Here is an 18,803-nt window from a genome sequence, read left to right on the forward strand (position 1 = left end):
GAGCATGTTCATGAAGCCGATCCTCTACAACAAATCCCGCTCGGTCAAAAGTTACAACAGCCGAGTTCGCTTTCTGATTTTTCACTACACCGCCGGTAATTTCTCCAGCTCCCTCAGCGCACTGACAGGTCCTGACGTGAGTGCCCACTATCTGATCCCGGACATCACGGACCCCAGTTACCTGAAGGCGGGTTATACCCAACAGGAAGTCTTCAACCTTGTCGACGAACAACATCGAGCGTGGCATGCGGGGGCCAGCGCGTGGGGTAATCGAACCGGTTTGAACGACACGTCCATCGGTGTAGAGATCGTCAATCTGGCGTCTTACAAGGACGGCGTATTCACCTTCCCGCCTTACCACCCCGCGCAGCTCGTGGCGATTGAAGAACTGGCACTGAACATCCTGGGGCGCTATCCGGACATCAGTCCGACTCAGGTGTTGGGCCACTCCGACATTTCCATCGGACGCAAAAGCGATCCGGGGCCGGCATTTCCCTGGCATGCGTTGTATTTGAAGGGGGTGGGTGCCTGGTTCGACGAGGCCGCCCAAAAGACCTTTGAGGACCAATACGCCGAGAAGGGAATTCCTGAACGGGCTGAGTTGCTCAAGCTGTTCAAGACCTATGGCTATGACACTTCACTGGCTTGCAGCGATTCGGGCTACGGCCTTTTGGTCCGCGCGTTCCAAATGCACTTTCGCCCGGCTGATTACAACGGGGTCATGGATGTGGAGACGGCGGCGAATCTGGCGGCGTTGGTGAGTAAGTATTTCCCGTAACCTGGAACCCTGTAGGAGCGAGCATGCTCGCGATGAACGTCCAGACACCGCTGGCATTCAGACAGCCCACGTTATCGTTAGCGACCATCGCGACGGTTCGACGCCTCGACATGCTCGCTCCTACAGGGTTCGGGTGTGGGATTTTAGATGGCGTAGCGCTGCAAATTGCTCATCATTTCCTTCAGCGCCTCGATGTTGTCCTTCGGATGCGCTGCACCTTCGAAGTCGCAGATCTGCTGCCAGTGCGCGGCCACGTCTTCGGGTGTGAACCCGGCTCGCGGATCGAAACCGGCACCGAGGCTGCGCTCCCAACGCACCTTGCCCATCCAGCCGCCACCCACTTCGAACAGCCCGGAGGTTTCCTGGCAGTTCTCGCTGGCGAGGTACACCACCAGCGGGCTGACCAGCTCCGGCTTGAGCTGTTCGAATACCTGCGGCGGAATCAGGCCCTCGGTCATGCGGGTGCCGCCGGTAGGGGCAATGGCATTGACCAGGATATTGTTTTTACGGCCTTCGATGGCCAGTGTGCGGGTCAGGCCGTAGAGACCCAGTTTGGCCATACCGTAGTTGGACTGGCCGAAGTTGCCGTAGATGCCCGAAGTCGACGCGGTGAAGATCACCCGACCGTAGTTTTGCTCGCGCAGGTGTGGCCACGCGGCGCGGGTGACTTTGTAGGCGCCTTCGACGTGGACGCGGTAAACCAGGTCCCAGTCGGCGTCGTCCATTTTGTGAAACGTCTTGTCGCGCAGGATCCCGGCGTTGTTGACCACCACGTCGACTCGGCCGAAGGTATCGAGGGCGTTCTGGACGATTTTTTCGCCGTCGGTGACGGAGTCGTGGTTGGCCTCGGCAATGCCGCCCGCTTCGCGAATCTCGGCCACCACCCGGTCTGCCGCCGAAGCGTTCGCACCTTCGCCCTGGGTTGATCCGCCAAGGTCGTTGACCAGCACTTTGGCCCCCTGCTTCGCGAACAACAGTGCGTGGGCACGCCCCAGGCCACCGCCGGCCCCGGTGATGATCACGACTTTATCTTCGAAGCGCACAGACTCGTTCATTACGGGACTCCAGCAGGCCAGGGACTATGAGTCCGAGTGTCTGACATGCAAGTGCGCGCCACAATGATCTGGGGCAAGGCTGAATGGTAGGTGATAAGGCCTGAGGATGATGCACGGTCGCCCTTTTCCCTGTAGGAGCGAGCACGCTCGCGATGGTGGCGCAGACAACGCGGTGCAGCAGGACGCCAGCGTTATCGTTAACCACCATCGCCAGCAAGCTAGCGCCTACAGAGACGCGACCTTCAACACCGTCGGTGTCAGCCGATCGCGAAATGCCAGGTAGTGTTCCAGCACTTGCCCTGGAGCCTCACTCTGCGGGTAATGGCCGATTCCGGGCAGTAAAACCGTATCGGGGTTGGGGATCAGTTGGCGATAGCGCTGGACCATGTGCGCGCCGGAAATCGGGTCGACCTCACCATCGATGACGCGCAACGGCACCTCGCCACGCTGCATCGCACTGACCCAGCGGTCGCGCTGAACGCGTCGCTCGGGAATGTAGCTGATCAACTTGTGCAGGATGCGAGGGCCGCGATTGCTCTCCACCAGGCTCCAGAAGTCATCGAGCTCACTTTCACTCGGCCGGGTCTGAGGCCCGAAAATCTGGCGGAAACTCTTCACCAGCGCATCACGCGAAAACGCCCGGCCGATCATCCAGCCCAACGGACTGAGTAATAGCTTCTGCATCAGCACCGGGCGATGGGTTTCCGGAAACAGGCCGCCGTTCAGAAACACGCAACTGGCCAGGTGAAACCGCGCTTCGTAATGCCGTGCCAGCAACTCCTGAGCCACGCTGTCACCGTAATCGTGGGCCAGTACGTGCACCGGTTGCTGGACCTTCAAGTGTTCCAGCAATGCCTGTTGCAGATCGGCCTGCTCGAGCAGGCTGTACTCGTGGTTCAGCGGCTTGGCCGAATCGCCGAAACCGAGCATATCGCAGGCGATCAGGCGATAGCGCTGCGAGAGCGGTTGCCACAGATAATGCCAGTCCCAACTCGCGGTCGGGAAACCATGGATCAGCAGCAGCGGCTCCCCCTGCCCCGCCGTCCAGTAACGTACGGTCTGGCCTTGGAACACAAAGGACTGGCCGCGTTTGCGCCAGGCACTCAGAGGAATCTCGGCAAGAGGCATCAGAGTTTGTATCCCGTGTCTTGTTGATCGAGTTTGCGCAGCAGCGCTGGCCAGGCCAGGGTGCCGCCCATCCCTTGAGCACTTTTGGTGACGCCGGCGATCATTGCCCTGGCACCTGCCAGAATTTGCGGCTCGATGGCGATCAGTTCGGCGCCACCGCTCGAGGCCATGACCTGGATGTCGCAGGTGCGCTGGAAGATGAACATCATCAGGAACGTATCGGCGATGGTGCCGCCACAGGTCAGCAGGCCGTGGTTGTGCAGCATCAGGAAATTGTTTTCACCGAGATCGGCCTGCAGGCGCGCCTTCTCTTCAGGGTTCAGCGCCACCCCTTCATAGGCGTGGTATGCCAGGCTGGAAAGGACGAACAACGACTGCTGGCTGATCGGCAGGATGCCTTGTTTCTGCGCCGACACCGCCACGCCTGACGCCGTGTGGGTATGCAGCACACAGGCCACATCGTGACGGACTTCATGCACGGCGCTGTGGATGGTGTAACCCGCCGGGTTGATGTCGTAAGGGCTGTCCATCAGCTTGTTGCCCGCCTGATCGACCTTGACCAGGCTCGACGCGGTGATCTCGTGGAACATCAGCCCGAACGGGTTGATCAGGAAGTCTTCGGTGCCAGGCACCTTGGCGGAAATGTGGGTGAAGATCAGATCGTCCCAGCCATGCAGTGCGACCAAACGGTAACAGGCAGCCAGATCGACACGTGCCTGCCACTCGGCGGTACTGACCTGATCTTTGACACTGTGGGGCGATTGGACGGGGGCTACGCTCACGGCAAGGAACTCCTGTTCTTATTGTTCTGCTCACGTGAACCAGTCTAGTCAGATAGTCGTTGGGGAGTAGTTGCATTGGCAGCCAGCTTGATGACCGAACGAGTCAGTTAACGGATGGGAATGGATCCATGTCAAAGGACCGCCGCCAGCAACGGCGCAGCGAACAGGTTCAACAGTCCAGTCAGAACCATCACCAGCCCCGCCACCGAGCCCTCCTCACCCCCGACTTCATGGGCCCGGCTGACCCCGGCGCCGTGCGCGCCAACTCCGAATAAGGCCCCACGAGCCAGCGCGCTGCGCAAGGGCAGCCACTTGAGCAGGATGCCGCCCAGCATGGCGCCGAACACGCCGGTGAACATGACGAACACGGCCGTCAGCTCCGGCACGCCGCCCAGGTCGTGAGCCAGCGGCATGGCGAAGGGCGTGGTGATGGAGCGCGGCAGCAGCGACATCGTCACCGAACTGTCCAGCGCCAGCGCCTTGGCAAGACCGAACGAGCTGCCGATGGAGGCAGCGCTTCCGGCCAGCATGCCGAGCAGGAGAGCCGACCAATGGCGCATCAACAGTTGCCGCTGCTGCCAGATCGGCACGGCGAAAGCGACGGTCACCGGGCCGAGTACCAGCATCAGCCAGTGGGTGTTGCTGGAGTATTCGGCATAGGCGGTGTGCAACGGTACGGCGAGTGCCAGCAGCAGGGCCGGGACCAAAATCAGTGGAGACAGCAGGTAGCGGCCCGTGCGCGAATAGATCCAGCGACTGAACCCATAGGCCAGCAAGGTGAAGGCCAGCCAGAACATCGGCATCCATTCAAGTTTCACTGGGCTTGCTCCACCGCACGACCAGTTCCACCGTGAACGCCGTGACCAGCATCACCATCAAGGTGCTGACACCGATCACCAGAAGAATCCGCCAGCCTTCATCACGTAACAAGCCACCGTAATCGAGCAGGCTCATCAATGCCGGGATGAAAAACAGCAACATCTCGGCCATCAGCAGGCCTGCGCCCTTCTGTAACGTGGCCGGCTTGAGCAGCCCGAGCGCGAACGCCAGCAGCAACAGCGCCATGCCGATGACACCACCGGGAATCGGCCAGCCTGACCAGGCCGCCAACTGGCAGCCGAGCAGATAAATGGCCAACAACACGGCCAGCTCGGTGGCCAGGCGGCCCAGGTATTTCAGGGTAGATGCTTTCATGTCGTCATTCCTCGCCCGTTCATTTTACGGAGCGGGCTGCTATCCCTGAAGCGAATTGTTAGACTCGGTGCCATTCCACATTGGAATTACGCAATGGAATTCAGGCATCTGCGAAGCTTTGTCGAGGTCATGCACCAAGGGGGGTTTACCCAAGCCGCCAAGACCTTGCACATCAGTCAATCGGCCGTCAGCAAACAGGTTGCCCAACTCGAGCAGAGCCTGGGAACGCCCTTGCTGGAGCGCCTGGGTTCGCAACTGCGTCTGACTGCAGCTGGCAAAGTGGTGCTGCAGCGCGCCGAAGGTATGCTGCGCCTGCACAATGAATTGCTCAGCGAACTGGATGACCTGAGCCATCTGGCCCGTGGCGAGTTACGCCTGGGGTTGCCTCTATTGGGCAGTGACGCGCTGTTTGCGAGCTTGTTTGCCGAGTACCGGCGACGCTACCCCAACATCAGCATCCATTTGCTCGAGGGCGGAAGCCTGAACATTGAGCAAGGCGTTTTGAGCGGTGAGCTGGAACTGGGCGGAGGGCTGCTGACCAAAGACCCGCAGTTCGCCTTTCAACCGTTTTGCGACGAGCCGCTGGATGCCTTGCTGCCCAGCGAACATCCCTTGGCGAAGAAGTCCGTTATCGACTTGGAGGAATTGGCTGAAACACCCTTCCTGCTCTATCAGCGCAGCTTCGTGCTCAATGACCGCGTGCTGCAAGCCTGCCAGCAGGCGGGGTTTACGCCAAAGGAAGGCGGGCGCAGTGGCCAGGCGGATTTTCTGGCCGCGCTGGTGGCGGCCGGGCAAGGCGTGGTCCTGTTGCCGCGAGTCGTGGCGCGTGGGCTGGAGCGGCCAGGCGTGGTGCGCCTGGCCTTGAACGCACCCGATTACCTGCGCTGGGACATCGCGTTCATCTGGCGCCAGGGTGCTTATTTGTCCAAAGCCGCCCAAGCCTGGCTGGCGCTGTTGCGCGAGCGCCCGGTCAGTCGCGCAGAGCGCTGATCAGCTCCGCCAGCCAGGGCTCGGCATCGCTTTCCGGCGTCACGCTTTCGCTGGCGTCCAGGCGCAGCATCGGGACCACTTCGCGCACGCCCATTTCGCCCAGTAACTCGCGCATCAATTCGCCGCCGCCACAGAACGTGTCGCCATAACTCGCGTCGCCCAAGCCGATCACAGCTCCCGGCAAACCACGCCAGGCGGCCGGCAACTGATCGCGGATGGCGAAGTACAGCGGTTGCAGGTTGTCCGGTAATTCACCCATGCCTGTGGTTGAAGTCACCGCCAGGAAGGCATCAGGGCCAAAGGCCTGGATGTCGGCGAAGCTCGCACGAGGGTTGTGGAAAACGTCGAAGCCCGCAGCTTTGAACAGATGCGCGGCATGACGGGCGACTTCTTCGGCAGTGCCGTACACCGAGCCGGAAAGGATGGCGACTTTCATCAATCTGATCCTGAAACTGGATAAAAGACCGGGATATTAACAGCACGGTCCCGAATGTTCTTTTAGACTTGAGACGGACTATCAACAAGGAAGACAACTTTAAATGATCAATGCCCAGCTGCTGCAAATGGTGATCAACGCGTCCCGCGACGGCATCGTGATTGCCGAGAGAGAAGGCGAGCACGACAATATCCTGATCTACGTGAATCCGGCATTCGAACGCCTGACCGGCTACAGCAGCGAAGAAATCCTCTATCAGGACTGCCGCTTCCTGCAATCGGGCGATCGCGACCAGGCACCGCTGGCCTTGATCCGCGAGACGTTGAAGGGAGACGGCTCCTGCCGCGAAGTCCTGCGCAACTACCGCAAGGACGGCACCCCCTTCTGGAATGAACTGTCGCTGACCACGGTGAAAAACCCGAGCGATGGCCAAACCTATTTCGTGGGCGTGCAGAAAGACGTGACCGTTCAGGTCAAGGCTCAGCAGCGGGTTGCGCAGTTGGAGGAGCAAGTTGCGCAGCTGCAAAAGGAGCTTGCTGAGCTAAAAGCGACGAACGGCTAAAACAAAATAAAGAATCGATTGTCATTAACTACAATCACCGATGCCTTCGTAACTTTTTATTTCGAGCAGATCATGCACCGTGACGCACTCCTGACCCAGGACGAACTGGATTACATCCAGTCCATGCAACACAACCCGCAACTCAACGTGCGGGATGCGACGTCGAGCCTGCTCGTCAACGGCGGTTCGCAAATCCGTGACCTGCTCACGCGCCTGGCTGCGCATGAGCAAGTCACCATCCAGGCCAATTTCGAAAACCAGCAGATGACCTTCCCGCTGCATCTGGTGGAAGACGAGTTTCATGCGTTGCATCTGCGCCTCGGTGTTCCCAGCATCTACGAAGACGGGCCATCGGTACGGCCATGGCGCCTGGTCCTCGAAGAGCCGGTCGCCCTTGAGAACGCCAGTGGCCAGCCCGGAACGATGTGGGTGCACGAGGTTTCATTCAAGGGCGTCCTGCTGGAAGTCCGCAACAAGACCAAACCGCCCAAGCATTTTGCGCTGTGGTTCAGCCCGTCAGGCTATGAACGCATTGCGATGCGTGGCACGTTCGAAAAAGAGGCCGAGAATGGCTTCTACGCCTATCAACTGAGCCAGAGCGACACGGACGAAACCGAGCGTTTGCGCCAGTTCATCCTTCAGCAGCACCGGTTGACCCACCCCACCCTGCACCTCTGATTCAGGTGTCCAGGCTACCTGCCAGGAACTGCCTCAGGCGCTGACGCATTTCCATGCCCTCGTTGCCCAGGCAGCCGATGGAGGAGCCGGCAAGGCTTTCCTCCGCCAGGTCAGACGCATCACCGGCGAGCATCAAGCGACAATCCAGGCTCATGGCCAGCCGATTAAGCCGTCGAGGCAAGTCGGGCGCGGGGACGTGATTGGAAAAGAGCACCAACGCCTCTGGCTTTATTTTTTCGCACACCAGCGTCAGCTCATCCAGCGGCTGACCAATTGTCAGCAGCCGCACCCCCATGTCATTGCCGCTCAGGAACAGCGCAGCGATGAGCAATTCAAGCTCACGGCACTGGCCGGCCAGGGCGCTGATGATCACCCGACGGGGTGAGCTGCGCATCAGCAGCAAGCGCTGCAGGACCCGTGTGCGCAAATAGCCGTCGAAGAACAGCCACTCGCTGGTTTGTCCGAACTGATCCTGGCGTTGCAGTAACTGTTTCCAGAGCGGTATCAGGATGTCCTGGAAAACCACCGCCTGGGAATAACTGGAGAAAATCTGTCCGTAGACCTGATCCAGCTGAATATCGTCGAAGGCGCTGACGGCCGCGTGCACCTGTTGCTGCCATTGCGCGTAGTCGGCTTGTACCAGTTCGTTGGGGATGATGTGCGAAAGCGCCTGAAGCGGCGCGGCCTTGGCCAGGATCTTGCCGACCTTGCTGACGGCGACGCCACGGTCGAGCCAGCCGAGAATGCTGTGGACCCGCTCGATATCGGCCATCGCGTACAACCGATGCCCGCTTTCGGTGCGTGTTGGCTGGAGCAGGCCATAGCGCCGCTCCCAGGCGCGCAGCGTGACCGGATTGACGCCCGTCAGCCGTGACACCTCGCGAATTGGGAACAGATCTTCCTTTTCGATGGAAGCGGCGGTAGGTGAACCAGTGTCATCGTCAATCGAAACAGGCATTGGGCAGTCAACCCTTTCGTGCAAATTGGATCCTATATTAACTCGTCTACCCCTCCTTCATTCAAGGTATAGATCAATCACGGCAGTCAGCAGATACCTGTAGAATCCGGCGCATTCCTTGCTTGTACCAAGACGCAGCCCACCACCCCGGCGCTGTGCCTGGCGAAACTCCTACCCGGAGTGACGCGTTAAAAATCTGGAGTTACACAATGACTACCTCCCCCGTCACGCTGATGGTCGCGCGCCGTGTTGCCAATGGACGCTACCAGGACCTCATGACCTGGTTGCGCGAAGGCGAACAACTGGCCACCGATTTCCAGGGTTATCTCGGCTCCGGTGTGCTCGCCCCACCGCCTGGAGGCGATGAATTCCAGATCATTTTCCGCTTTGCCAACGAACAGACCATGCACGCGTGGGAACACTCCGCATCGCGTACCGCGTGGCTGGCCCGTGGCAGCGACCTGTTTGCGCATAAAACCGAGCATCGAGTGAGCGGCATTGAAGGCTGGTTTGGCACCACTGGCGCACGCCCACCTCGCTGGAAGCAGGCCGTCGCAATCTGGCTGGCGTTTTTTCCAGTGTCGTTGCTGTTCAACTTCGTCCTCGGGCCGCTGCTGGGCGGATTACCCCTGTTGCCGCGAGTATTGTTGAGCACCCTGTGCCTGACGCCGTTGATGGTCTATTTCTTCATTCCGCTGTCGACGCGATTGTTGGCGGGGTGGTTGAACGCGACACCCATCCGCCGCTCGGCCGCCGAGGCTCGTTGACTCGCGCCTACAGGAGTTCGGTAGAACCCGCGTTGCGCTGGTATAGTTTTGCTCTCACCGCGACGCGAGCCGTTCATGACTTCTTCCTCCGCCCCGATCCTCATCACCGGCGCTGCCCAGCGCGTCGGCCTGCACTGTGCGCAGCGGCTACTGGAAGACGGGCACGCGGTGATTTTCAGTTACCGTACCGAACGCCCCGGCGTGCAGGTCTTGCGCGACCTGGGCGCAACAGCGCTGTTCGCCGACCTGTCCAGCGAAGCCGGTATCCTCGCCTTTATCCACGAACTGAAGACACACACCGATAGCCTGCGCGCGATCATCCACAATGCCTCCGAGTGGCTGGCTGAATCGCCGGACTCGGACGCCGCAGCGTTCAGCCGAATGTTCAGCGTGCACATGCTGGCGCCCTACCTGATCAACCTGCATTGCGCCGACCTGCTGCACCGGTCACAGCCTGCCGATATCGTGCACATCAGCGATGACGTCACGCGCAAGGGCAGCAGCCGACACATTGGCTATTGCGCGAGCAAGGCCGGGCTCGACAGCCTGACCCTGTCCTTCGCCGCCAGGTATGCGCCCGCCATCAAGGTCAACGGCATCGCCCCGGCCCTGCTAATGTTCAATGCGCATGACGACGCAACGTATCGCGCCAAGGCGCTCGCCAAGTCCGCGCTGGGCATCGAACCCGGCGGCGAAGTGATCTACCAGAGCTTGCGTTACCTGCTCGACAACTCTTATGTCACCGGCACCACCCTGACCGTCAACGGCGGACGGCACCTCAAGTAGGCGACCCCGCGAGGATCATCCATGATGTTATCCCTGCACCACAATGCCCTGTCCCAGAGCTATCGCGACATTCTCATCGGCCTGGGGGAAAACCCCGAACGCGAGGGTTTGCTCGACACTCCGATGCGCGCGGCCAAGGCCATGCAGTACCTGTGTCACGGCTATGGACAGACTGTCGAGGAAGTCGTCAACGGCGCGTTGTTCGCTTCCGACAGCGATGAAATGGTGATCGTCGACAACATTGAGTTGTACTCGCTCTGCGAACATCACATGCTGCCCTTCATCGGCAAGGCACATGTGGCTTATATTCCAACGGGCAAGGTGCTGGGCCTGTCGAAGATCGCGCGGCTGGTGGACATGTTCGCCCGTCGCCTGCAGATTCAGGAAAACCTCACCCGGCAAATCGCCGACGCGGTGCTGCAAGTCACGGGCGCGGCCGGCGTCGCCGTGGTCATCGAAGCCCAGCACATGTGCATGATGATGCGCGGCGTCGAAAAACAGAATTCGACCATGAACACTTCGGTAATGCTCGGCGCCTTCCGCGAGTCGAGCAACACCCGCCAGGAGTTCCTGCAATTGATTGGACGGAGCAAGAAGTAATGTCACAACTTCAACCAGGCATGGCACGCATCCGGGTCAAGGACCTGTGCCTGCGTACCTACATTGGCATCAACGAGGACGAAATCCTCAACAAGCAGGATGTGTTGATCAACCTGACCATCCTGTATGCCGCCCAGGAAGCCGTGCGCGACAACGACATCGATCATGCGCTGAATTACCGGACCATCACCAAGGCGATCATCGCCCACGTCGAAGGCAATCGCTTCGCCCTGCTCGAACGCCTGACCCAGGAAATTCTCGACCTGGTCATGGCCAACGCCTCGGTGCTGTACGCGGAAGTGGAGGTCGACAAACCCCATGCGCTGCGTTTTGCCGAGTCGGTGTCGATTACGCTTGCAGCGAGTCGGGCTACTGCGTAGCAGCTTCAAGCTTCAAGCCGCAAGCTGTAGACTTCGCCTCACCGCAACCCATCTTGCAGCTTGAAGCTTGCCGCTCGAAGCTGTCTCGAAGAGACCTCCATGACCGATCAAGAACGCCTCGAACTCGAAGCCGCCGCCTTCCGCCGGCTCGTCGCCCATCTGGACAGCCGCAAGGATGTGCAGAACATCGACCTGATGAACCTCTCGGGTTTCTGCCGCAACTGCCTCTCCAAGTGGTACAAGGCCGCCGCCGATGAACGCCAGATCGAAGTCACCCTCGATGACGCACGTGAGGTCGTCTACGGCATGCCATACGCCGAGTGGAAAGCCCAATACCAGCAAGAAGCCAGCGCCGAACAACAGGCGGCGTTCGCCAAAGGAAAACCCCATGACTGACCTGAACACCCTGCGCGCCAGCCTCAAGAGCGGCGAACACGTCTTCGCCGATACCCTCGCCTTCATCGCGGCCGGCTACGACTATCAGCCGCAGGCTTTCAACAACGGTGGCGTGGAAAACGCCGCCGGGCAAAACGAAGGCTCGTGCAAGACCCTGGGCCTGGCCCTCCTTGAAGGCCTGAGCGATGAAGAAGCGCTGCTGGCGTTCGGCGAACACTACCGCTCGGTAGTCGCCACCCCTGAAGGCAGCGACCACGGCAACATCCGCGCACTGATCGCCCACGGCCTGGCCGGGGTGAAGTTCGGCGAGCAGCCGCTGACTCGCCGTTAATCCCGCCCGGCCGCAACCTAACCTGTAGGAGCGCGCTTGTCGAGGCGTCGAACCGTCGCGATGGAGTCACAGACACCGCTGGGTGTCAGACAGACAGCGTCATCATTGGCGAATGATCGCGAGCAAGCTCGCTCCTACAGGGACATCCCGACTTTTAAGATTGACCCGGCAACTTTATTTCGTTTGCCCGACACCACTGCTCGCGGCTTAGATAAACGCAAGTTCTCCTTCTTGCGAGCCGGTCATCCATGAGCAGCGAATCCATCAGTCAGTCGATCAACATCGTTCATCCCGTCACCCTCAGCCATGGCAAAAATGCCGAGGTCTGGTCGACTGATGGCAAACGCTATATCGACTTTGTCGGCGGTATCGGTGTACTAAACCTCGGCCATTGCCACCCGCGCATCGTCGAGGCCATTCGAGAGCAAGCCACGCGGCTGACGCACTACGCGTTCAATGCCGCGCCCCACACGCCTTACCTCGACTTCATGGAGCGCCTGGCCGGCTTCATACCGGTGAGTTACCCGGTCAGCGGCATGCTCACCAACAGCGGCGCGGAAGCAGCGGAGAACGCCTTGAAGATCGTCCGTGGCGCGACGGGGCGAACCGCTGTCATTGCCTTCGACGGCGCCTTCCACGGGCGCACGCTCGCCACGCTCAACCTCAATGGCAAGGTTGCGCCCTACAAACAGAAGGTCGGTGCACTGCCCGGCCCGGTATATCACCTGCCCTTCCCGAGTAAAGACAACGGCGTCACCTGCGCCGAGGCTCTAAAAGCCCTGGATCGACTCTTTGGCGTCGAAATCGATATCGAGGACGTGGCCTGTTTCATCGTCGAACCGGTGCAGGGTGAAGCGGGCTTCCTCGCGTTGGACGTCGATTTTGCGCAGGCGCTGCGCCGTTTGTGCGATGAAAAGAACATCCTGTTGATCGCCGACGAGATCCAGTCCGGGTTTGGCCGCACCGGTGAACGCTTTGCGTTTCCCCGGTTGGGCATCGAGCCGGACCTGATCCTGCTCGGCAAAAGCATTGGCGGCGGCGTCCCGCTGGGCGCGGTGGTCGGCCGCAAGGCGCTGCTCGACACCCTGCCCAAAGGCGGGCTTGGCGGTACTTACTCGGGCAACCCGATCGCCTGTGCGGCGGCGTTGGCGACGCTGGACGAAATGACCGATGCCAACCTACACGCGTGGGGTTTACAGCAGGAACAGGCGATCATCAGCCGCTACGAAACCTGGCGCGCCAACAACGTCTCTCCCTACCTGGGCCGCCTGACCGGTGTCGGCGCCATGCGCGGCATCGAACTGGCCAACCCCGACGGCACACCCGCCCCGGCACAACTGACGCAACTGCTGACCCTGGCGCGGGACGCCGGCTTGTTGCTGATGCCCAGCGGCAAGTCGCGACACATCATCCGCCTGTTGGCGCCGCTGACCACAGAGCCAGCGGTGCTGGAAGAGGGCCTGGACATCTTCGAGGCGTGCCTCAAGAAACTGGTGTGAACACCCCAAACCCTGTAGGAGCGAGCTTGCTCGCGATGGAAGAACAGGCACCGCTGGGTGTCAGACAGCCAGCGTTATCGTTGACACCATCGCGAGCAAGCTCGCTCCTATAGGGAACCCGGAAACCAGACACAAAAAAACCGGCCTAAGCCGGTTTTTTCATTTCAACACCCTCAGAACGAAGCGTTCTGCAGGCCGTCGAGGTAACGTTCGGTGTCCAGTGCGGCCATGCAGCCGGCGCCGGCCGAGGTGATTGCCTGTCGGTAAACGTGGTCAGCCACGTCACCGGCGGCGAAGATGCCTTCGACGTTGGTCGCGGTGGCGTTGCCTTCACGGCCGCCCTGCACCACCAGGTAGCCGTCTTTCAAGGTCAGTTGGCCTTCGAACAGCGAGGTGTTAGGGGTGTGGCCGATGGCGATGAACACACCGTCCACCTTGATTTCGTCAAAGCTGCCGTCGTTGTTCTTCAGGCGGGCACCGGTCACGCCCATGTTGTCGCCCAGGACTTCATCCAGGTTGGAGTTGAGCTTGAGGATGATCTTGCCTTCAGCGACGCGAGCATTGAGCTTGTCGATCAGGATCTTCTCGGCGCGGAAGGTATCGCGACGGTGGATCAGGGTCACGGTGCTGGCAATGTTCGCCAGGTACAGCGCCTCTTCTACAGCGGTGTTGCCACCACCGACCACGGCCACTGGCTTGTTGCGGTAGAAGAAACCGTCGCAGGTCGCGCAGGCCGAAACCCCTTTGCCCATGAACGCTTCTTCCGAGGGCAGGCCCAGGTAACGAGCGCTGGCGCCGGTGGCAATGATCAGGGCGTCGCAGGTATAGGTCGCGCTGTCGCCGGTCAGGGTGTAAGGCTTGGAAGCAAAATCCACCGCGTTGATGTGATCAAAGACGATCTCGGTCTCAAAACGCTCGGCGTGCTCGCGCATGCGCTCCATCAGAGCCGGGCCGGTCAGGCCGTGGACGTCGCCCGGCCAGTTGTCGACTTCGGTGGTGGTCGTCAGTTGACCGCCGGCCTGCATGCCGGTGATCAGCAGCGGCTTGAGGTTGGCACGGGCGGCATAGACCGCGGCGCTGTAACCGGCAGGGCCGGAACCGAGAATAATCACTCGCGAATGACGGACTTCAGACATGACCTGCTCCTGTTGACCGGCCCAAAACACATGGCGCGGAACGCCGGGTTGCCGACGTGAATAAAAAAAGACCATTGAAAGCACTTGGGGAAGGCTTGAATACAACAGTCCTGTAAAAGAATGGGTGCAGCGTATCGAGGGGGCGAAGATTAAGGAAATACGGTTTAACAATCCAGCTCATAGGTGGTCTCTATCCCGTTACCGTTTGTTTATAGGCACCTTTGTTACCGCTGATGTCGATCCAGTAACGGCGCTTTCGCCGAAGTGGCAAAGTCGGTAAGGTCGGCGCGTTTCCCCTTTCTCGGAGCACGATATGCCCGCCCCTGTTCTGTCCGGCCCGCAATACCTGCGTGAAGGGCTCAAGCTGGTTTTGAGTCCCAGTCTGCGGCTTTTCGTATTGCTGCCATTGGTCATCAACCTGGTGCTGTTCGTCGGATTGATCTATCTGGCCGGCCATCAATTCAGCCTGTGGGTCGATACACTGATGCCCACCCTGCCGGACTGGCTGAGTTTTCTCAGTTACATCCTGTGGCCGATTTTCGTCGTGCTGGTGGTATTGATGGTGTTTTTCACCTTCACAATGCTCGCCAACATCATCGCCGCGCCGTTCAATGGCTTCCTGGCGGAGAAGGTCGAAGTGGTGGTGCGCGGCACCGATGATTTCCCGGCGTTCAGCTGGCGCGAACTGATCGCCATGGTCCCGCGCACCTTCGCCCGGGAAATGCGCAAGCTCGGTTACTTCCTGCCGCGTGCCATCGGCTTGTTCATCCTCTCGTTCGTGCCCGTGGTGAATATCATCGCTGCACCGCTGTGGCTGCTGTTCGGGGTGTGGATGATGGCGATCCAGTACATCGACTACCCCGCAGACAACCACAAGCTGGGCTGGAACGAGATGCTCGCCTGGCTGCGGCAGAAACGCTGGCAGAGCATGAGCTTCGGCGGGATCGTGTATCTGGTGCTGCTGATTCCGGTGGTCAACGTGCTGATGATGCCCGCCGCCGTAGCCGGTGCGACCTTGTTCTGGGTCCGTGAGCAAGGCGCCGAAAGCCTGGTGAGCCAACGCTGAGCCCGTCACGAATCCATCATCAAATCGCCACACTGGCGACATGGCCCCAGCCGACACTGGGGTCATGACGACAGCTCTGCGCATCACCCTGATCACCGAAACCTTCCCTCCTGAAATCAATGGAGTGGCCAACACCCTCGGCCGCTTGTGCGACGGCTTGCGCGCGCGCGGGCACCAGGTGGAGCTGGTGCGGCCGCGCCAGGGTTGCGACCTGCAACTGGGCAGCGACGACCAATTGCTGTTGTGCCGTGGTTGGCCGCTGCCAGGCTACCCAGGACTGCAATGGGGCCAGTCATCGATGCACAAGCTGCTGCGACGCTGGACGCGCCAGCGCCCGGACGTGCTGTACATCGCCACGGAGGGACCACTGGGCCTGTCCGCGTTGCGTGCGGCACGGCGCTTGGGAATTTCCGTGGTCAGCGGCTTTCACACCAACTTCCAGCAGTACTCCAACCAGTATGGACTAGGCTTGCTGACGCGCCTGCTGACCCATTACCTGCGCTGGTTTCACAATCGCTCGAACCTGACCCTGGTCCCAAGTGTCAGCCAACGCATGGAGCTGGAGCGTCGGCATTTCGAGCGACTGGCATTGCTCTCGCGGGGGGTCGATTGTCAGTTGTTTCACCCGAGCAAACGCCAGCAATCACTGCGTGAACAATGGGGCCTGGGCGAGAAGGACATTGCCGTTATTCATGTCGGGCGCCTGGCAGCCGAGAAAAACCTCGGTTTGCTCAAGCGCGCCATCGACACGCTGACCACGACGTATCCACAACGAACAATAAAGCTGGTCATCGTCGGCGACGGCCCACAACGCAAGGCCCTGGAGAAGGCGCTGCCCGACGCTATTTTCTGCGGCCCGCACCGCGGCGAAGCCCTGGCTGCCCACTATGCATCGGGCGATGTTTTCGTGTTTCCCAGCCTGACCGAAACCTTCGGCAATGTGGTGCTGGAGGCCTTGGCTTCGGGGTTGGGTGTGGTGGCTTATGACCAGGCGGCAGCGGCCCAGCACATTCGCCATGGCTACAACGGCGTACTGGCGATGCCGGGGGATGAAGCGGCGTTTTGCGACGCGGCGGTGTGGTTGCTGGAAGAGCGCGAGACCTTGCGCTGTGTGCGACTCAATGCGCGCCAGCATGCAAGCCGCCAGGGCTGGGCCGCGATTGTCGAGGCGTTTGAGGAGCAATTGCGGGGGGCTTGTGGGGGAGACTCGGTGATGCCTGGGGCTGCTTCACTGCCTTGAGAATTTTGTTGGAGCCATCGCGAGCAAGCTCGCTCCTACACGGGTTGATGAGATCCTTGTAGGAGCGGGCTTGCCCGCGATGGCGGCCCTGACAGGCGCCGCTTAAACCAGCGTCATCAACGCCTCACGGCTGAACGGCAAGATATCTTCCTCGCGCCCGTCACGCACTTTCTGCGCCCAGTCCGGGTCCACCAGCAGGGCACGCCCAACTGCCACGAGATCGAACTCGTCATTGTTCAGCCGTTCCAGCAGTTTCTCAAGGCTGGCCGGCTGGGCAATCTTGTCGGTATTGACCATGAATTGCAGGAACTCGCCATCCAGGCCGACGCTGCCCACGGTGATGGTCGGCTTGCCGGTGAGTTTGCGCGTCCAGCCGGCCAGGTTCAGGTCGGAACCGTCGAACTCAGGCTCCCAGAAACGGCGGGTCGAGCAGTGGAAAATGTCCACGCCAGCGTCGGATAGCGGCTTGAGGAATTCGCCCAGTGCCTGCGAGGTTTGCACCAGACGCGCGGTGTAATCCTGCTGCTTCCACTGGGAAAAACGGAAGATGATCGGGAAACCTTCACCCACCGCTGCGCGCACCGCTTGAATCAACTCGATGGCAAAACGCGAACGGTTGGCCAAGCTGCCACCGTATTCGTCGGTGCGCTGGTTGCTGCCTTCCCAGAAAAACTGGTCGACCAGGTAACCGTGGGCACCGTGGATTTCCACGCCGTCCATGCCGATGCTCTTGGCATCCTTGGCGGCCTGGGCGAACGCGGCGATCACGTCCTGGATATCCTGTTTGCTCATGCCGTGAACCACGACCTGGCCGTCCTTCAATTTTTCCGACGGACCGTAACCCGGCACGCTCGCATCCGGTTCGGTGCCGATGCGACGTACACTGCCGACGTGCCACAGTTGCGGAACGATCTTGCCGCCCTCGGCATGCACGGCGTCGACCACTTTCTTCCAGCCGGCCAAGGCGTCTTCACCGTAGAAATGCGGCACGTTCGGGTATCCGTTGGACGCTTTGTGTCCGACGGTGGTGCCCTCGGTGATGATCAGGCCAACGCCGGCCGCAGCGCGACGACGGTAGTATTCGATGACCTTGGAATTGGGCACGCCACCGGGCGAGAACGAACGTGTCATTGGGGCCATGACCACGCGAGTCGGCAGTTCGAGGGTGCCAAGGTGGAACGGTTTGAACAGGGCTTGAACGGGCATCGGTGCGCTCCACGAGGATAGGCTTTATGACGAGTATAATATGGAGGCTTGCGAGCGCTGGGAAGGATTATTGATTTGCGTGATTAAGGGTTAAAACTTGTGAGGATTCACGAAACCTGTAGGAGCGAGCATGCTCGCGATGGTCGTCAACGATAACGTTGGCTGTCTGATGCCCAACGGTGTCCGTTATTCCATCGCGAGCATGCTCGCTCCTACAGGGGATAGAGGTTCAGCTCAGCCCAGCGCTTTTTCGATAGCCTGGATGACCGCAGGATCGTCCGGCGCGGTACGTGGCGAAAAACGTGCGAGGACGCGGCCGTCCTTGCCCAGCAGGAATTTTTCGAAGTTCCAGGTGATGTCACCGGGAAACTCGGCGCCTTCGCCGGCCAGCAGGCGATACAACTGGTGACGTTCATGGCCGTTGACTTCCAGCTTGCTGGACAACGGAAAAGTCACGCCGTAGTTGAGGCTGCAGAAATCCTGGATTTCCTGTTCGCTGCCCGGCTCCTGCCCGGCAAACTGGTTGCACGGCAAGCCCAGCACGGTGAAGCCCTTGCCCTTGTATTGCTGATAGAGGTTTTCCAGCGCGGCGTATTGCGGGGTCAAGCCACATTTGGAGGCTACGTTGACCACCAGCACGACGTTGCCCTTGAAAGGCGCCAGCGGAAGTTCCTGACCATTCAGGGCTGTCAATTTCAGGTCGTGAAAAGCACTCATGACGTACTCCAGATTCCCGTGTTTTTCTCGAAACAGCCTCTTGGCGATGTCACCAAGAACAGCCGCGGACTAAAAAGGCGCCCTTCGGGCGCCTCTCCAGTTCTCTGAGCTTAGCGCA

Annotated in this window: 23 protein-coding genes; 13 read left to right on the forward strand and 10 right to left on the reverse strand. The window is 60.2% G+C overall.

The genetic code is table 11. The annotated features are described in order from the left end of the window. Positions 1 to 10 precede the first annotated feature (10 nt). Positions 11 to 778 carry an N-acetylmuramoyl-L-alanine amidase gene (locus AB4N33_RS17470; protein ID WP_476457870.1) on the forward strand — a complete coding sequence of 256 codons (768 nt, stop codon included), beginning with the start codon at positions 11 to 13 and terminating at the stop codon, positions 776 to 778. 143 nt (positions 779 to 921) lie between these two features. Here the strand turns inward: AB4N33_RS17470 and AB4N33_RS17475 are convergent, their stop codons facing one another. The 5 genes from AB4N33_RS17475 to AB4N33_RS17495 all read right to left on the reverse strand — a co-directional run bounded on the left by AB4N33_RS17475 (position 922) and on the right by AB4N33_RS17495 (position 4,937). Beyond that, positions 922 to 1,833, reverse strand: a complete 912-nt coding sequence (locus tag AB4N33_RS17475; protein WP_460117979.1) for an SDR family oxidoreductase — start codon at positions 1,831 to 1,833, stop codon at positions 922 to 924. A gap of 225 nt (positions 1,834 to 2,058) precedes the next feature. Then, on the reverse strand, positions 2,059 to 2,961 hold the full coding sequence (locus tag AB4N33_RS17480) for an alpha/beta fold hydrolase (protein WP_460117982.1): 903 nt from the start codon (positions 2,959 to 2,961) through the stop codon (positions 2,059 to 2,061). Then, positions 2,961 to 3,743, reverse strand: coding sequence for a class II aldolase/adducin family protein (locus tag AB4N33_RS17485; RefSeq protein ID WP_476457871.1), 783 nt, complete (start codon positions 3,741 to 3,743; stop codon positions 2,961 to 2,963). The genes AB4N33_RS17480 and AB4N33_RS17485 overlap by 1 nt, the downstream gene beginning before the upstream one ends. A gap of 131 nt (positions 3,744 to 3,874) precedes the next feature. Next, a complete protein-coding gene (locus tag AB4N33_RS17490; protein ID WP_476457872.1) occupies positions 3,875 to 4,561 on the reverse strand; it encodes an LrgB family protein in 687 nt (228 codons plus the stop codon). After that, positions 4,551 to 4,937 (reverse strand): CidA/LrgA family protein, encoded by a 387-nt coding sequence (locus tag AB4N33_RS17495; protein ID WP_460117990.1) that lies wholly within the window; start codon positions 4,935 to 4,937, stop codon positions 4,551 to 4,553. Before AB4N33_RS17495 ends, AB4N33_RS17490 begins: the two co-directional genes overlap by 11 nt. A gap of 93 nt (positions 4,938 to 5,030) precedes the next feature. Here AB4N33_RS17495 and AB4N33_RS17500 point away from each other — a divergent pair, with 93 nt between their 5' ends. After that, positions 5,031 to 5,927: a LysR family transcriptional regulator gene (locus AB4N33_RS17500; RefSeq protein WP_476457873.1), complete on the forward strand. Its 897-nt coding sequence runs from the start codon at positions 5,031 to 5,033 to the stop codon at positions 5,925 to 5,927. Here the strand turns inward: AB4N33_RS17500 and AB4N33_RS17505 are convergent. After that, positions 5,908 to 6,363, reverse strand: a complete 456-nt coding sequence (locus tag AB4N33_RS17505; RefSeq protein WP_476457874.1) for a flavodoxin — start codon at positions 6,361 to 6,363, stop codon at positions 5,908 to 5,910. The two genes, AB4N33_RS17500 and AB4N33_RS17505, sit on opposite strands and share 20 nt — an antisense overlap. Positions 6,364 to 6,466: 103 nt before the next feature. On the opposite strand from AB4N33_RS17505, the gene AB4N33_RS17510 reads away from it, so the two are divergent. Both AB4N33_RS17510 and AB4N33_RS17515 read left to right on the forward strand, forming a co-directional pair. After that, positions 6,467 to 6,925 (forward strand): PAS domain-containing protein, encoded by a 459-nt coding sequence (locus AB4N33_RS17510; protein WP_460140262.1) that lies wholly within the window; start codon positions 6,467 to 6,469, stop codon positions 6,923 to 6,925. 72 nt (positions 6,926 to 6,997) lie between these two features. After that, complete coding sequence (locus AB4N33_RS17515) at positions 6,998 to 7,603, forward strand: hypothetical protein (RefSeq protein WP_460118001.1); 606 nt, start codon at positions 6,998 to 7,000, stop codon at positions 7,601 to 7,603. A gap of 1 nt (position 7,604) precedes the next feature. On the opposite strand, the gene AB4N33_RS17520 is transcribed toward AB4N33_RS17515, so the two are convergent. After that, positions 7,605 to 8,561, reverse strand: a complete 957-nt coding sequence (locus AB4N33_RS17520) for a MerR family transcriptional regulator (protein ID WP_476457875.1) — start codon at positions 8,559 to 8,561, stop codon at positions 7,605 to 7,607. A gap of 209 nt (positions 8,562 to 8,770) precedes the next feature. Between AB4N33_RS17520 and AB4N33_RS17525 the strand changes: the two genes are divergently transcribed. The 7 genes from AB4N33_RS17525 to AB4N33_RS17555 all read left to right on the forward strand — a co-directional run bounded on the left by AB4N33_RS17525 (position 8,771) and on the right by AB4N33_RS17555 (position 13,320). Beyond that, positions 8,771 to 9,328, forward strand: a complete 558-nt coding sequence (locus tag AB4N33_RS17525) for a putative antibiotic biosynthesis monooxygenase (protein ID WP_460118007.1) — start codon at positions 8,771 to 8,773, stop codon at positions 9,326 to 9,328. Positions 9,329 to 9,403: 75 nt separating this feature from the next. Beyond that, positions 9,404 to 10,114, forward strand: a complete 711-nt coding sequence (folM, locus tag AB4N33_RS17530) for a dihydromonapterin reductase (protein WP_476457876.1) — start codon at positions 9,404 to 9,406, stop codon at positions 10,112 to 10,114. 21 nt (positions 10,115 to 10,135) lie between these two features. Next, the gene (gene folE, locus AB4N33_RS17535; protein ID WP_460118012.1) at positions 10,136 to 10,714 is read left to right on the forward strand and encodes a GTP cyclohydrolase I FolE; all 579 of its coding nucleotides are present in this window, start codon (positions 10,136 to 10,138) and stop codon (positions 10,712 to 10,714) included. Further along, positions 10,714 to 11,094: a dihydroneopterin triphosphate 2'-epimerase gene (folX, locus tag AB4N33_RS17540; protein ID WP_460118015.1), complete on the forward strand. Its 381-nt coding sequence runs from the start codon at positions 10,714 to 10,716 to the stop codon at positions 11,092 to 11,094. Before folE ends, folX begins: the two co-directional genes overlap by 1 nt. A 99-nt stretch (positions 11,095 to 11,193) precedes the next feature. Then, on the forward strand, positions 11,194 to 11,490 hold the full coding sequence (locus tag AB4N33_RS17545) for a DUF1244 domain-containing protein (RefSeq protein WP_460140265.1): 297 nt from the start codon (positions 11,194 to 11,196) through the stop codon (positions 11,488 to 11,490). After that, the gene (locus AB4N33_RS17550; protein ID WP_460118021.1) at positions 11,483 to 11,821 is read left to right on the forward strand and encodes a HopJ type III effector protein; all 339 of its coding nucleotides are present in this window, start codon (positions 11,483 to 11,485) and stop codon (positions 11,819 to 11,821) included. The genes AB4N33_RS17545 and AB4N33_RS17550 overlap by 8 nt, the downstream gene beginning before the upstream one ends. 248 nt (positions 11,822 to 12,069) lie before the next feature. Continuing rightward, positions 12,070 to 13,320, forward strand: coding sequence for a 2-aminoadipate transaminase (locus AB4N33_RS17555; RefSeq protein ID WP_460118023.1), 1,251 nt, complete (start codon positions 12,070 to 12,072; stop codon positions 13,318 to 13,320). Positions 13,321 to 13,493: 173 nt separating this feature from the next. Here the strand turns inward: AB4N33_RS17555 and trxB are convergent, their stop codons facing one another. Next, complete coding sequence (gene trxB, locus AB4N33_RS17560) at positions 13,494 to 14,456, reverse strand: thioredoxin-disulfide reductase (protein ID WP_460118026.1); 963 nt, start codon at positions 14,454 to 14,456, stop codon at positions 13,494 to 13,496. Positions 14,457 to 14,769: 313 nt separating this feature from the next. Here trxB and cysZ point away from each other — a divergent pair, with 313 nt between their 5' ends. Together cysZ and AB4N33_RS17570 are read left to right on the forward strand one after the other, a co-directional pair. Beyond that, entirely contained in the window at positions 14,770 to 15,522 is a 753-nt protein-coding gene (gene cysZ / locus AB4N33_RS17565) for a sulfate transporter CysZ (protein ID WP_476457877.1), read from the forward strand. Between the two features lie 40 nt (positions 15,523 to 15,562). Beyond that, positions 15,563 to 16,762 (forward strand): glycosyltransferase family 4 protein, encoded by a 1,200-nt coding sequence (locus AB4N33_RS17570; RefSeq protein WP_476457878.1) that lies wholly within the window; start codon positions 15,563 to 15,565, stop codon positions 16,760 to 16,762. 102 nt (positions 16,763 to 16,864) lie between these two features. Here AB4N33_RS17570 and AB4N33_RS17575 read toward each other — a convergent pair whose 3' ends face one another. Beyond that, positions 16,865 to 17,968 carry an NADH:flavin oxidoreductase gene (locus AB4N33_RS17575; RefSeq protein WP_476457879.1) on the reverse strand — a complete coding sequence of 368 codons (1,104 nt, stop codon included), beginning with the start codon at positions 17,966 to 17,968 and terminating at the stop codon, positions 16,865 to 16,867. A gap of 234 nt (positions 17,969 to 18,202) precedes the next feature. Next, complete coding sequence (locus AB4N33_RS17580) at positions 18,203 to 18,685, reverse strand: glutathione peroxidase (RefSeq protein WP_460118038.1); 483 nt, start codon at positions 18,683 to 18,685, stop codon at positions 18,203 to 18,205. Positions 18,686 to 18,803: the final 118 nt, after the last annotated feature.

It is taken from the genome of Pseudomonas sp. S1_E05, assembly GCF_056337105.1.